Consider the following 14,666-nt stretch of genomic DNA (forward strand, 5'->3'; position numbering starts at 1 on the left):
ACTCCCCAATATGCCTTGTTATTTTTATGCTAAATTTAGAGTAGAACAATAAAACAGCAGCTCATAGTGCCAGTTTCACACTTGTGATAGTTCCAGTTTCAACGCCTATATTTTCGGTATTTCTAGCGGCCCCAGCTGATTAAGCTTACTGGTGACACGTGCTTTGGCCGTGTTAAATGGAAACTCAATCGGATTATCACGATAGCTCTTTAGCGGTTGTCCTAAACCATGCAACCCTCGCTCTCGATTTCGGCGCACGACGGCGAAGTCTATCTCAACTGGAAATATTTCTTTATTAATTCCCGCTTGATAGATAACACTGCCGTCTGGCGCAACCATGATAGACTTTCCGTTGCCATAATCACCTAAGCCGTTTACCGCGATGACATAACATTGATTGGTAACCGCCGTAGACTGTGCCATGGCTAACTCAACATCACGATCTATTGTGCCTGTTAGCGTAGGATAAATGAGCACTTCTGCGCCAAGGCAAGTTAAGCTTCTAGCAACTTCAGGAAACCAAAGATCATAGCAGATGGCGACCCCAATACGCCCTTGTGGCACATCAAAAACTACAAAGTCTTGCCCAGGTGAAACGCCCTTTTCATAAGGTAAAAATGGATAAATTTTTCGATAACGTTCAATAACAACCCCATCACTGTTTATCACCGATGTGGTATTAAATACTTGCTCATCACATTGTTCATATTCTGAGCCTGGGATCAGCCAAATATTTAGTTCTTTCGCTAGTGCGCAATAAAATCGCTCTGCTTTACTTGGAAATACCGAGGCATATTTTTTCTCGGGACCATAGCTACAAAGCTCACTCAGTACGATCATATTTACCCAAGGAAAGCGTTTTTTAGTTTGCTTAATTTCTTGGCCAATAGTGGCTAAGTTATCCCCACATGGCAGTGATAGTTGCATGCCTGCTATAGAAAAATGGCTCATTACAGTGACTCTCGTTGTAAAATGGATGACGTTAAATAGTTAATGACTTAACTGTAAGGAGTTTGCTCGTAGAAGTGTTAGTACCAGATAGCAGATAACTGTGGGTCCAGAGCATTAGCGTTATGTTGTTAACTGAGAAAATAAACTCTTTGCCACAGTAAAAATGAAAGTCTGCGATGTGTTAGTAGCGTTTTTTAGTTGAGATAGGTTAGTTGACGCACAAAACAATAGTTATGATCAAACCACTTCATATCATTACCATCCATGATGACATAAAAGCCTTTTACTTCTCCATACCCCCACAGATGCCATTGGCGATAATACATATCACCTTCAACCCACCAACGACCGCTATCTGACTCTGCGTCAATACCACCAGTGTGCCCTTTCATCATTCCATCACTAAACAGCTCGACAGTACAAGGCACACCATACACCATTTGACACTCTAACTTAGCACCCGATAATGCAGCTTTTAATGCACTCCCTGTTAACAAATTACCTTTAGCGTCAGTAAGCTTTTCCTCAAAGTCATCTGTTAACTGATGAATAAGCTTTGCTAGCTTGCTAACACCTTCGCGAATTTTATCAGTTGGAATACTGGTAATACCCATACGAAAGCAGTTTTCTGGATAGGTAGAACTAGCAAAATAGCGCTTTGCGGGTTCAATTAAGATCCCAATCTCTGCGGCTTTTTCACGCAAGTAATCACCATCTAGCTGTTTCGGTCCCGTGATCCAATACGCTGTACCGCCTTGGATTGGGCCTGTATCTACACTGTCTGGTAAATAAATATTGAGCGCTTCTCGCAACTCTAACCAGCGCTGAAAAAACACTTTATGCAACTGCATCATAAAAGCATCGTAATAACCTAAAGATAAAAAATAAGATACGGCGCGCTGATTAGATAAAGGAGGGTTACGCATCATGATTTTACGAAGCTTTTTAAGCTCAACTATCACTGAACTGTCGGCGACGATAAAGCCAATTTGTACGCCAGATGCCAAAACCTTTGACAAACAAGAAACATACACTACCCGGTTATTTTTATCTAAACTGCGTAATGCTGGGTGCGGTTGACCAAGAAAGTTACTCTCAAATTCAAAATCATCTTCAATAATGATAAAGTCTTGCTGTTGTGCTTTAGTTAACAGTTGATCACGACGCTCCATCGACATTGTGATACTGGTTGGGGTTTGGTGACTAGGCGTGGTATAAGCAATATCACAGCCGTCAAGATTTTTATCAACAATCATGCCTTTATCATCAATACCTTGAAATATTAATTTAGCGCCTTGTTGTAACAGTAATTCGCGCATTTCTGGGTAACCAGGTTCTTCTACAGCGGCGGTGACAGTTTCATCTACAAATAGCTGACTAATTAAGTGCAAAGCTTGCTGTGTACCAACAGTAATAATGATTTCTTCACGACTTGCTTGAATACCGCGCCGGGGTAATATTTTACTTCTAATCTCATCAAGTAACCTAGGATCATCTTGGAGGCCTTGTAACTCAGACCATTGATAAATTTCACCACTAGCATTTGCTCGATTATTAGCATCGCGCCATTCTTTTATCGGATAAAGTGATGAGTCAAATTTACCATCAATAAATGGAAAGCTATAACTGCGCCAATTCGCTGGGCAAGAGGTTTGTGTTGTTAGCGATACAACGCCTTTAAATTTATACTGATTAGGTTTGTCGTGTTGCGCAATTAATACTGATTTATTGGTTGCTTGATCGCTTTTACTCTTATGTGAAGTACGTTGCTCTGCTAATGTCTGCACGCATCCCTTGTGGATATTATCACTAACAAATATACCGCTGCGCTCTTTAGCAACAATGTAGCCTTCTTCTGTCAACGCCTGATACACCAATACTATGGTGTTTCTTGAAACATTTAACTGTTTTGCAAGTTTACGCGATGAGGGAAACTTACTCTTAGGTGGGTATGAGCCAATTAGTATACCTTCCACCAATTTGCTACGAATTTGACTTTGCAAACTTTCATCTGATTGATGATTCACATGGATTAAAGGACTAACCATCTTATAATGCACCTTCTCTTATCAAATCAGTAATGTTGGCACTATCGCAAAGGGTCAAATTGCGTAGTAATCAAGGTTAATCTTTCTCGGTCTTTAAACAACTACATAGCATCGCTTTGGTACTTGCCACGCTGCCCCTAGCCGGGTTAAATAGCTTGATCTTGTCAACTCGTAGTTCAATCACTAATGAAGCGGTCAATGCGTGTGTAAATGTGCTAACCTCAAAATATACCGAGATAGTTCGCTTAATACAACATATGTAAAAAACTATACAGCACAGTCTTTTACTCTTAAAAAAATCCGTTTTTCGTTACTCTGATCACTTAAATATCTACAACTTTTTTGGGCGCTCACAACTTGTAATGCATGCTGTTATTACGCCCACTATTGCTATGCAATTGTATATCGTATTGAAATTACTGAATCGCTTACGCTAAGTCTCGGTTAGGTAACAACCATAATTAAAAGCAATTTAAAAAGCTACCAGCTTTAATTACCATGCTTTTGTGGGATTTTATGCCCTGCCTGTGCTAAAGTCAGAGCCATAAAGTGGCATAGCCTTCTAGCTTAGTAATAGCTTGAAATCTATAGCGATATTGAATATAAAACTACACATTGTTTTCTATGGATAAAATGAAACCTAACGCAGCTTCGCACAACACAGACCAAGCCACCATTCTTTGGCACGATTATGAAACTTGGGGCGTATCACCAAAGTTTGATAAGCCCTCGCAGTTTGCCGGCATTCGCACCGATTTAGAGTTAAATATTATTGGTGAGCCAGAAATGTTTTATTGTCAGCCGCCACAAGATTACCTGCCACAGCCTGAAGCGTGTTTAGTCACCGGCATTACCCCGCAAAAAGCGCTGCGCGAGGGCTTAACAGAAGCGGAATTTGCCGCTCGTATTTATGGTTTATTTACCCAACCTAATACCTGTGTTGCCGGTTATAACAGCATTCGTTTTGATGATGAAGTGACCCGCTACCTGCTTTATCGCAACTTTTATGACCCTTATGCCCGAGAATGGCAAAATGGAAATAGTCGTTGGGATATTATTGATTTAGTGCGCGCTTGTTACGCGTTGCGCCCTGATGGTATTGAATGGCCAACCGTTGAGCGCGATGGCGAGCAAGTGGTAAGTTTTCGCCTAGAGCTATTAACCAAAGCCAATGGTATTAGCCATGAAGCGGCACATGATGCCATGAGCGATGTTTACGCCACCATTGCCATGGCAAAATTAATTAAAGAAAAACAACCCAAACTTTATAACTTTATTTTTAATTTAAAAAATAAAAAGCAGGTTGCCCAGTTAATCGATGTTTATAACATGACGCCGATAGTACATACCTCTAGTAAGGTGTCATCTGCCCATGGCTGTACCAGTTGGTTTGCGCCAGTTGGTTATCATCCTGTGAATAAAAATGCCGTGATTGCCGTTGATTTAGCACGAGATCCCACGCCGTTATTTGAGCTTAGCAGCGAAGAGATTAAAGCTCGCTTATATACCCGTTATGATGAGTTAGCTGAAGATGAACTGCCGATCCCAATGAAATTAATTCATTTAAACAAGTGCCCTGTGGTAGCGCCAGCAAAAACATTACTACCTGAAAATGCCCAGCGTTTAAGTATTCCACGAGAGCTTTGTCTTGAAAACTTAAAACGACTCAAGCAATACAGTGAACTAAGAGATAAACTAACTGATGTTTTTGCCAACAATGATTTTGACGATAGCCCAGTCGACGCTGAGTTCGCCTTGTACGGTGGTAAGTTTTTCTCGCACAGTGATAAAGCGCAAATGGAAATTTTACATCAGTTGCCGCCTGAGCAATTAGCAACTCACCCCTTTCAATTTCAAGATGACAGGTTAAGCACACTATTGTTTAGCTATCGGGCGCGTAACTTTCCATTGACCTTAACTGACAGTGAGCAACAAAAGTGGGCGGCACATTGTCAAAATCGCCTACAATATGGCGCTAAAGGCTTATTGACTGTTGATGAGTATATGATCAAATTAGAAAACTTAGCGTTTGAACATGAAAACAACACTGAAAAAATGAAAATATTGAAAGCCCTGTTTGAATATGTAAATCAATAAGCCATATTTAAGCAAGGCAAACGTCCGTAATTAATGTAATTAACCATGGCATGTTAAGTGCTGATAGGCTCTGCAGTATGAAAAAAATCTCTTTTATTGGCTTAGGCGTGATGGGCTTTCCCATGGCGGGTCATTTACAAAAATCCGGTTATCAAGTGACTGTGTATAATCGTACTACCACAAAAGCCGAAGCTTGGGTTCAACAATATGGTGGCGCAATGGCAAGTACGCCAGCCGCGGCTGCTAAAGATAGCGAAATTGTTTTTATCTGTGTTGGTAATGATGATGACTTACGACAAGTTACCTTAGGGCTAGATGGCGTTTTTTCAACGATTAAAGCCAATACTATTGTGGTTGATCACACCACAGCATCAGCAACCGTAGCGCGCGAGCTCGCAGAAAAAGCCCGCACCCTTAATGTCGGCTTTCTTGATGCGCCAGTATCCGGCGGCGAAGCCGGTGCGGTTAATGGCCAACTTACCATTATGATTGGTGGCGAGCAAAGCAGCTACGCAGCAGTTGAACCGGTTATGCAGTGTTATGCAAAATTTAGCAAGTTACTCGGTGCTGTCGGCAGTGGCCAATTAGCGAAAATGATGAACCAAATTTGTATTGCCGGCGTGATACAAGGTTTAGCGGAAGCGCTGCACTTTGGTAAAAATGCCGGTCTTGATTGTGAGAGCGTGGTTGAAGTAATCAGCCAAGGTGCAGCCGGCTCATGGCAAATGGATAATCGTCATAAAACTATGCTTAATAATGAATACAACTTGGGCTTTGCGGTTGATTGGATGCGTAAAGATCTTGATATTGCCTTAACCGAAGCAAAGCAAAATGGCTCTACTTTGCCATTAACCGCGCTTGTTGATCAGTTTTATGCCGATGTGCAAAAAAATGGTGGTAACCGTTGGGACACCTCAAGCTTATTAACCCGTTTATAAATTCACCGCTATACGCTTGAGCTTGAGTTTGAGACAACAACCTGTATTTTACGCTTTATGCCGCTAGACTGGTTGTTGTTAATGAAGCTCAATTATCTTATGCTACTTTCATAGCATGTACCGAGTAATATCTGCCAATGACAGCAACAATATACACCTTTAGTGCCGCAAACTATAAAAATGAAGCCATCGACTTTTCCATCTATCAGGGTAAAGCACTGTTAATTGTTAACACCGCTAGCGCATGTGGCTTTACGCCGCAATACGCTGGTTTGGAAAGCCTATACCAAAGCTATAAAGATCAAGGTTTTGAAATATTAGCTTTTCCTTGCAACCAATTTGGTAAACAAGAGCAAGGGGATAATAATGACATCAAGCAGTTTTGCGACCTTAACTTTAATATTTCCTTTGAACTGTTTAGTAAAATTATCGTTAACGGTGAGTATGCGCATCCTTTATACGAGCACTTGAAAAATGTAGCCCCGGGTATATTTGGCACTAAAAGTATTAAATGGAATTTCACTAAATTTTTAGTAGATAAACAAGGTAAGGTAATTAAGCGCTATAGTCCAACGACAAAACCCGCTGACATTGCTAATGATATTGCGGCCATTCTTTAACACGCTAACGCATTAATTTTGCTCGACTATCGCTACTGCATTGCTATTGCTTATCCTGCACTAGCGCTGAAAAAGTGTTTCCGTTTTAGATCCCCTAATTACCAGTAGTTAGTTTTAATTACCAATACTTATAATGGCCGCCAACCCATGGTCTAAACTTAGTGTTAAGGCCATTATGTATTGATGGTGCTTTGGGGCTGTCATAAAGCGGTGCACTTAACGTAAAGCTTGTACAGCAAAACCAACCGTTAACCAAGTCGTCAACTGTTTACTATTAGGTTAATGTCAGTAAGTTAATGAGGAGCTAATATGAGTGCTATTTGGAATAACCATGCTGATCGGTTAATCGAGCTAATTAACCATAACAGCGACACCTACGCTCATTTATATTTAGAGCAATTGATGCTTTTCCCTGTTGACATTCAAGATAAAATAATCAATGATGTCAGTACCTTAAAGCATTGTAATACTGACAATGTGGCGAAGATAATAAATCAATACATGATGCCAGAAATCCCCTAAGCTAAAAACTTATCTACAGTGTTTTAGGCGGTGATAAGCCAGAAATGGCGGCTCAGCACAGCCTAAACGCTGTAGTATTAATGCTTATTAAGTAACCAGCTGTTGCTCGCGTAAGATCTTAATTTCATCACGCACTGCAGCGGCTAGTTCAAACTCTAGGTTTTGTGCGTGGTTAAACATTTTTGCTTCTAACTCCTGCACTTTCAGATCAATTTCTTTGGTGCTTAACTTTTCATATTTGGCGGTAGGCGCTGCCACTTTCAATGCTGCTGCCGCGCGAGCTTTGCCACCATCGACATCCATCACATCAGAAATATTTCGAATAACCCCTTGCGGTGTTATATTGTTATCAATATTGTACTGGTGTTGTTTAGCACGACGTCTTTGTGTTTCATCAATGGCTTTGCGCATTGAGCCAGTAATACGGTCGGCATATAAAATGGCGCGGCCATTAAGGTTACGGGCGGCTCGCCCTATGGTTTGAATTAGTGAGCGTTCAGAGCGTAAGAAGCCTTCTTTATCGGCATCTAAAATTGCCACTAACGAGACTTCTGGCATGTCTAGCCCTTCTCGTAGCAAGTTAATACCCACTAAAACATCAAATTTACCTAAACGAAAGTCTCTAATAATTTCTACCCGCTCAACCGTATCAACATCTGAATGTAGGTATCGGGTTTTGATATTATGCTCGTCTAAATAATCGGTTAAGTCTTCCGCCATGCGCTTGGTTAACGTAGTGGCTAATACCCTTTCATTAATTTGCACGCGCTTGTGAATCTCAGAAAGCAAGTCATCTACTTGCGTCTCTACGGGTCGCACCTCAATTTCAGGGTCAAGTAAGCCGGTCGGCCGCACCACTTGCTCGGCAATTTCACCAGCTGACTTTTCAATTTCATAATTGCTTGGCGTCGCCGAAACATAAATAGTTTGTGGCGATAAGGCTTCAAACTCATCAAACATCATCGGGCGGTTATCAAGCGCAGAAGGTAGCCTAAAACCATATTCAACAAGGTTTTCTTTGCGCGAGCGATCACCTTTATACATAGCACCAATTTGCGGCACCGTCACATGCGACTCATCAATAATTAATAAGCCATCAGGCGGCAAATAATCAAACAGTGTCGGTGGCGCTTGACCAGGCTCTCGGCCCGATAAATAACGTGAATAGTTTTCAATGCCTGAGCAATAGCCAAGCTCTGTCATCATTTCAATATCAAATTGTGTGCGCTGCACAATGCGCTGCTCTTCCACCAGCTTATTATTGGCTTTTAACTGTGTAGAACGCTCTTTTAACTCAATTTTTATTTGCTCGACTGCCGCTAATATTTTATCGCGTGGCGTTGCATAGTGGGTTTTCGGGTAAACCGTGACCCGTGCAAGTGTACGCTCTATTTCTCCGGTGAGTGGGTCAAAAACACTGATGCGTTCAATTTCTTCGTCAAATAATTCAACACGCAGCGCCATACGATCAGACTCGGCGGGAAATATATCAATGACATCGCCACGCACGCGATAGGTAGCGCGCTGAAAAGCAACGTCATTACGGGTGTATTGTAACTCTGCTAATCGCCGTAAAATATCACGCTGATTAATAATGTCGCCAACACTGATATGCAGCATCATTTTTAAGTAAGAGTCAGGGTCGCCTAAACCATAAATTGCCGAGACTGAAGCAACAATAATAACATCTCGGCGTTCCAATAAGGCTTTGGTCGCCGACAGTCGCATTTGCTCAATATGTTCGTTTACCGAGGCATCTTTTTCAATAAAGGTATCGGTTGTCGGTACATACGCTTCGGGTTGATAGTAATCATAATAAGAAACAAAATACTCTACGGCGTTTTCAGGGAAAAACTCTTTCATTTCACCGTATAATTGTGCCGCTAGTGTTTTGTTTGGCGCCAACATCATGGTTGGACGATTAAGCTTTTCAATAACATTGGCAATGGTAAAGGTTTTACCTGAGCCGGTAACGCCTAGTAAAGTTTGATGCGCCAATCCCGAGTCTATACCGTCAAGTAATTTTGCAATTGCCGTTGGTTGATCGCCACTGGGCGTATAATCAGAATGTATTTTTAACGCTTTCATCAAACAACAACCTCCTGTGCTAAACAGTCTTTTTTACACTGCTGAGTAAATAAATGGTAAGAAATTGCCGCCATCAGCAAATTGCCGAGCAAGGCACCGATAAAAAAGCCGACTAAGCCAAACCAAAGACTGCCAATATAAGCCAGTGGTACATAACAAACAAACAGCCGAACTATGCTCAGTGTCAGTGCTACCATAGGTTTATGCAACGCATTAAATGATGAATTGGTTAAAATGATAATACCTTGCAAGCCATAACCTAAGGGCAGGATCCAAATAAATAGTTTAATGATATCCGCCACCGCTTGCTCTTTAGCAAACATATCGGCAATAAATGGCGCAATAAGCACTAGCACGACATAAATTAACAGCTGCCAGAGCAAGACAAATTTGATTGAGGCTTTATAGGCTTGTTGGACACGTTTAAAATGGCCTGCGCCTAAGTTTTGACTAATAAACGGTGGTAAGGTCATCGACATCGCCAACACCACCAGACAGGCAATAGATTCAATACGAGAGCCTACACCAAAGGCTGCAACCGCTGACGCACCATACGTTGCGACAATTGCAGTTAATACTGCTGAAGCAATTGGGGTCAGCATATTGGCCCCCGCTGCGGGCAAACCTATATGCAAAATAGCACGAGCGGAGTCAATAAAATCTTTTACTGACATACCAAAGCGATGAATCAATCCTCGTTTTACCGCTAAAATATACAGCACATAAATTAAGCCAAACACCCAAGATAACAAGGTTGCATAAGCAGCCCCCTGAATACCCATTGCAGGTACAGGACCAAAGCCAAATATAAAAATAGGATCTAAAATCGCGTTAATTAAACCAGCACTGCCCATAATTATACTGGGCGTTTTGGTATCGCCGGACGCCCGTAAAACAGCATTACCAATCATAGGGCCAATTAAACAAATACAACCTAAAAACCATATACCCATGTATTGATGAATAAGCGGCAGCAACTCAACACTCGCGCCAAGCAGCAAAAACATCTCATCAATCAACAAGTAACCAATAATAGCAAGCAAGCCTACAATCATGGCCGTTAAATACAATGCACTCGTTGCTAGGTTTTTGGCTCGAGTCATATCTCCTTTACCTAGCGCCCTCGCAATAACCGCCGAAGTGCCTATGCCTAAACCTATGGTTAAACTGATCAGGCTAAAGGTTATTGGAAACGTAAAACTTATCGCCGCTAAAGGTTGTGTGCCTAATAAACCTACAAAAAAAGTATCGACTAAGTTAAAAGTCATCAACAACAGCATGCCGTAAACCATAGGAATAGTCATAGCTTTTAACGTTGGCGCAACGGGGTCTTTTAGCAAGTTAATTTGGTGAGTCTTTTCAGGTTTAGTCATTAAGTTTTCAAAACAAATAATAAATTGAAATCATTTACTATTGTAAAAGATCGTGCAAAGACTCGCTACGCTTATATTTCAGGTAATTAAATAATCTGTCATTGCGCTGCAGAAATACACAGCAATTGTGTTAAACATCACCTCTGTGCAAAAAACACACGCCCATGTTCATAAAGCCAACAAAACACAAGCAACCCGTTATTATTAAAGGACATTTTAAACTTGAGCAATAAAAGAACATTTTGCTATAAGCCGCATTCTACCGTTTTACTTACATCTCTACACACTTTAACTCACATAGTTATCCACAGAATAAGTGGATAACTCCTTTTTTATATCTATGCTCATGTACTGACCATTTATTCACCAAAAATCAGCCAATAGTTAGTAACTATGGCTGCTATTTAAGCAAACAAACAATAAAATGATTTTTTTCTGTTTTTTGTATTGACAGTATGGCGAGCGCCCTTTAATATTCCGCCCCGTTAGCCAGTAGTGGCAAACAATATAATTCCTCAATAGCTCAGTTGGTAGAGCAACGGACTGTTAATCCGTTTGTCCCTGGTTCAAGTCCAGGTTGAGGAGCCAAATTAAAATGTAATGGTTTTCTAATATAATTAAAAAACGGTTACAAAAAGTTCCTTAATCGCTCAGTAAATTGAGCAACGGACTGTACTCTTATAATAAACAGGCGTTTGTCCCTGTTGGTTGTACAAGTTCAGCAAAGGAGCCAAATTAAAATGTAATGGTTTTCTAATATAATTAAAAAACGGTTACTTGTACGAAAAGAACAATTCCTCAATAGCTCAGTTGGTAGAGCAACGGACTGTTAATCCGTTTGTCCCTGGTTCAAGTCCAGGTTGAGGAGCCACATTAAGAGCGATGCTCTCTTCCATAATAAAGGAAGTAAAAACTTTATTCCTCAATAGCTCAGTTGGTAGAGCAACGGACTGTTAATCCGTTTGTCCCTGGTTCAAGTCCAGGTTGAGGAGCCACATAAAAAAACCTGCTTTTTAGCAGGTTTTTTTTCATCTAAAATTTGAAGAGACTTTTCTAAATAGCTCAATTGCTAGCGCAACGGACTGTACTCTTATAAAAACAACGTTTGTCCCTGGTTCAAGTCCAGGTTGAGGAGCCACATAAAAAAACCTGCTTTTTAGCAGGTTTTTTTTCATCTAAAATTTGAAGAGACTTTTCTAAATAGCTCAATTGCTAGCGCAACGGACTGTACTCTTATAAAAATAACGTTTGTCCCTGGTTCAAGTCCAGGTTGAGGAGCCACATAAAAAAGCCTGCTTTTTAGCAGTTTTTTTTCATCTAAAATTTGAAGAAAATTTTCTAAATAGCTCAATTGCTAGCGCAACGGACTGTACTCTTATAAAAACAACGTTTGTCCCTGGTTCAAGTCCAGGTTGAGGAGCTACAGAGAAAAGCCTGCTTTAAAGCAGCTTTTTGCGTCTAAAATCTAGGTAAGTATGCTCAGGTGCACATTAATCACAGACTACTCAACAACAGCGAATAAGACCACTGTTTTACTGACCGCTTACTGCTTGCCGTTTATAACTTACCATTTATCGCCTAGGCTTTCGCTCATTTTTAGCCGAAATAGCCTTAGCTAATGCCGCTAGTACCGTATAGCGAGCGTATAGCTTAAAGTTTGCTTGTTAAATGTACGCTATAATACAGAGGTCACTTTATGAAAAATGAGCTGTATCTGTGACAATACTGATGCTTTATGCTCATTTTGAACAAGGAGAACCAACATGGCTAGTTGCTTTAAAGATTGGTTAAGTTGTATGAGGCGTTGTTCACGCTTGCCTGGTACAGCAGACCAAGTGGCATGTGCCGCAGATTGTGATCTTGACCTTGCGCGCTGTGTCAGAGATGCGCTTTTTATGACCTCTGCTGAAGATGCCTTGGTACTGGCGCGAACGATAAGATCTGGCTTCTCTTTACCACTCGATTTACTCGTGCAAGAAGACAGCGCAAGCAATGCTGATAACAACATTGATATTTCAGGCATGTTAGATAAAGAGTTTGCTGGTAAGCCTTTTAGTGAAATTGCCAACGCTCCGGTTTATGCTATCAAGGGTGTGTCGGCTGGTGATGGCGAAGTACTGGAAAAAATGTTTAATATCAAAACAGTGAAAGATTTCGCTAATCATGACTTTGTAAAAGTTGCGCGCGGTATTGTCGCTCAGTCTGATGGCAAGGGATGCTAATTTCAACCTTATTTAGAACGAATTAGCGCAATAAAAAAGGGCTAAGTTTTCACTTAGCCCTTATATGACATTGAAACTGAATTAATGACTTATTTCATCATAGCGTCACGCGTAGCCTTAAACTCACTACCTGCACGCCAGTTTGGCCAATCATTACTGTTACTTAACATTAAGCCGGTTTCAAAAAATACTTGCAGTTCAGCAACCATGCCTTGCCAACCCCAGTTTTCATCGTATTCATCACACACTTGGTGATAGCACTTGGCCACTAATGCCGAGACTTTGTCACCAATCGCCTTTTGCTCTGCATTTAACCAAACCGAGCCACCACCTGCGCTGAGCGCCGGCACACCTTTTTTAGCTAAGCTAAAGTGATCTGAGCGGTAATAATAACCACGCTCTGGTGTTTGCTCTGGTGTCAAGGTACGTCCTTGACGCTTAGCAGCTTTAGCTAAATAATCTTCAAGCTCTGACTTGCCAAAACCAACAACGGTTAAGTCTTTTTTCACGCCAGAAATATCTAACGAGTCCATATTGATCATACCAACCACTTTGTTCAATGGCATGGTTGGGTGGTTGGCAAAGTAGCGCGAACCTAGACGGCCTTGCTCTTCTGCGGTTACCGCAACAAAGGTTACTGAACGCTCGGGCGTTTTATCCAAAGCTTTATAGGCCTTAGCAATATGCATTAAACCTGCCGTTCCGGTTGCGTTGTCATGAGCGCCATTAAAAATAACTTTTTTACCGTCGATTGTTGTTGTACCTAGGTGATCCCAGTGCCCCATGTAAATTACATGCTCGTCGGCGCGTTTACTACCTGGGATAGTGGCAATAACGTTATTAGACACTGAGTCTGTGATGGTATTTTTAACTTTGATATTCGCCGTTAATTTTAACGGTAACGCTTTAAAGTCTTTAGATAAAGCTTGTGCTTTTAACTCATTGAAATCAAAGCCTGCTTTCTTCATTAACTCATGCGCTTTTTCTGTGCTGATCCACATTTCAACATCCACTGTTGGCTCATTAACTTCTTTGGCTGGCAAATGGTACTGTGCCCCGGTCCAGCTGCTTTCAATCACATTCCAACCATAGCTTGCTGGCTTGGTTTCATGGACAATAATTGCACCCGCTGCACCTTGACGTGCCGCTTCTTCGTATTTATAAGTCCAACGACCGTAATAGGTCATGGTATTGCCGTCAAATAACTTAGCATCTTGTGTGGCATACCCAGGATCGTTAACTAAAATCACCACAGTTTTGCCTTTAACATCAACGTCTTTGTAGTCATTCCACTGATATTCAGGTGCGTTAATACCATAACCAACAAAGACTAACTCTGAATTATTAAGGCTAATATGTTCACGGGTTTGACGCGAGCTAGCAACATAGTTTTTTGGAAATTCAAAGCTAATATCTGCAATCGTTAGCCCGTTGACCGGCTCACTCACAATGCTATTCATGGGCACGGCTTGTAAATAGCTATCGCCATTACCTGGCATTAAACCTAATTTTTTAAAGCGTGAAATTAACATATTGGTTGTTAATATTTCACCTTCGGTAGCCGGCTCACGCCCGGCAAATTTATCAGATGATAAAGTTTTAACGTCTGCTTTAATGGCGTCAATGTCAAACGATTGGTAAGCGTGCTCAAAACTGTTGTGTGCATATGCACTCATCGACATTAAAATGGCACCGGCACCACTCAGTATTTGCTGGCGCTTTTCTCGAATATAACTCAACGGAACTCTCCTATTATGGTTACACCAAATTATCAGTATTATTGGCGAATTTAAACAGGCATAGACTA

Annotated in this window: 10 protein-coding genes and 5 tRNA genes; 10 read left to right on the forward strand and 5 right to left on the reverse strand. The window is 41.1% G+C overall.

The window, feature by feature from the left end:
* Nucleotides 1–105 precede the first annotated feature (105 nt).
* The gene (locus B6K83_RS15420) at nt 106–951 is read right to left on the reverse strand and encodes a carbon-nitrogen hydrolase family protein (RefSeq protein ID WP_085285767.1); all 846 of its coding nucleotides are present in this window, start codon (nt 949–951) and stop codon (nt 106–108) included.
* Nucleotides 952–1,145: 194 nt separating this feature from the next.
* Nucleotides 1,146–2,999 (reverse strand): aminotransferase-like domain-containing protein, encoded by a 1,854-nt coding sequence (locus tag B6K83_RS15425; protein WP_085285768.1) that lies wholly within the window; start codon nt 2,997–2,999, stop codon nt 1,146–1,148.
* Nucleotides 3,000–3,632: 633 nt separating this feature from the next.
* On the opposite strand from B6K83_RS15425, the gene sbcB reads away from it, so the two are divergent.
* From sbcB to B6K83_RS15445, 4 genes are all read left to right on the forward strand, one after another.
* On the forward strand, nt 3,633–5,096 hold the full coding sequence (gene sbcB / locus B6K83_RS15430) for an exodeoxyribonuclease I (RefSeq protein ID WP_085285788.1): 1,464 nt from the start codon (nt 3,633–3,635) through the stop codon (nt 5,094–5,096).
* Between the two features lie 77 nt (nt 5,097–5,173).
* Complete coding sequence (locus B6K83_RS15435) at nt 5,174–6,034, forward strand: NAD(P)-dependent oxidoreductase (RefSeq protein ID WP_085285769.1); 861 nt, start codon at nt 5,174–5,176, stop codon at nt 6,032–6,034.
* A gap of 137 nt (nt 6,035–6,171) precedes the next feature.
* Nucleotides 6,172–6,654 (forward strand): glutathione peroxidase, encoded by a 483-nt coding sequence (locus B6K83_RS15440; RefSeq protein WP_085285770.1) that lies wholly within the window; start codon nt 6,172–6,174, stop codon nt 6,652–6,654.
* 309 nt (nt 6,655–6,963) lie between these two features.
* The gene (locus B6K83_RS15445) at nt 6,964–7,176 is read left to right on the forward strand and encodes a hypothetical protein (protein WP_085285771.1); all 213 of its coding nucleotides are present in this window, start codon (nt 6,964–6,966) and stop codon (nt 7,174–7,176) included.
* Between the two features lie 87 nt (nt 7,177–7,263).
* On the opposite strand, the gene uvrB is transcribed toward B6K83_RS15445, so the two are convergent.
* Nucleotides 7,264–9,264 carry an excinuclease ABC subunit UvrB gene (gene uvrB / locus B6K83_RS15450; RefSeq protein WP_269844023.1) on the reverse strand — a complete coding sequence of 667 codons (2,001 nt, stop codon included), beginning with the start codon at nt 9,262–9,264 and terminating at the stop codon, nt 7,264–7,266.
* Nucleotides 9,264–10,637: an MATE family efflux transporter gene (locus B6K83_RS15455; RefSeq protein WP_085285773.1), complete on the reverse strand. Its 1,374-nt coding sequence runs from the start codon at nt 10,635–10,637 to the stop codon at nt 9,264–9,266. The genes uvrB and B6K83_RS15455 overlap by 1 nt, the downstream gene beginning before the upstream one ends.
* 512 nt (nt 10,638–11,149) lie before the next feature.
* Here B6K83_RS15455 and B6K83_RS15460 point away from each other — a divergent pair.
* The 6 genes from B6K83_RS15460 to B6K83_RS18465 all read left to right on the forward strand — a co-directional run bounded on the left by B6K83_RS15460 (nt 11,150) and on the right by B6K83_RS18465 (nt 12,859).
* Nucleotides 11,150–11,225 (forward strand) — tRNA-Asn (locus tag B6K83_RS15460).
* A 207-nt stretch (nt 11,226–11,432) separates the two neighbouring features.
* Nucleotides 11,433–11,508 (forward strand) — tRNA-Asn (locus tag B6K83_RS15465).
* A 48-nt stretch (nt 11,509–11,556) separates the two neighbouring features.
* Nucleotides 11,557–11,632: transfer RNA gene (locus B6K83_RS15470), tRNA-Asn, on the forward strand.
* Nucleotides 11,633–11,688: 56 nt separating this feature from the next.
* Nucleotides 11,689–11,775, forward strand: a tRNA-OTHER gene (locus B6K83_RS18360).
* Between the two features lie 56 nt (nt 11,776–11,831).
* Nucleotides 11,832–11,918, forward strand: a tRNA-OTHER gene (locus tag B6K83_RS18365).
* 482 nt (nt 11,919–12,400) lie between these two features.
* Complete coding sequence (locus tag B6K83_RS18465) at nt 12,401–12,859, forward strand: hypothetical protein (RefSeq protein ID WP_198951696.1); 459 nt, start codon at nt 12,401–12,403, stop codon at nt 12,857–12,859.
* A gap of 89 nt (nt 12,860–12,948) precedes the next feature.
* On the opposite strand, the gene B6K83_RS15480 is transcribed toward B6K83_RS18465, so the two are convergent.
* Complete coding sequence (locus tag B6K83_RS15480) at nt 12,949–14,598, reverse strand: M28 family metallopeptidase (RefSeq protein ID WP_092251496.1); 1,650 nt, start codon at nt 14,596–14,598, stop codon at nt 12,949–12,951.
* Nucleotides 14,599–14,666 lie beyond the last annotated feature (68 nt).

It is taken from the genome of Colwellia chukchiensis, from assembly GCF_002104455.1.
Classification (GTDB): domain Bacteria; phylum Pseudomonadota; class Gammaproteobacteria; order Enterobacterales; family Alteromonadaceae; genus Cognaticolwellia; species Cognaticolwellia chukchiensis.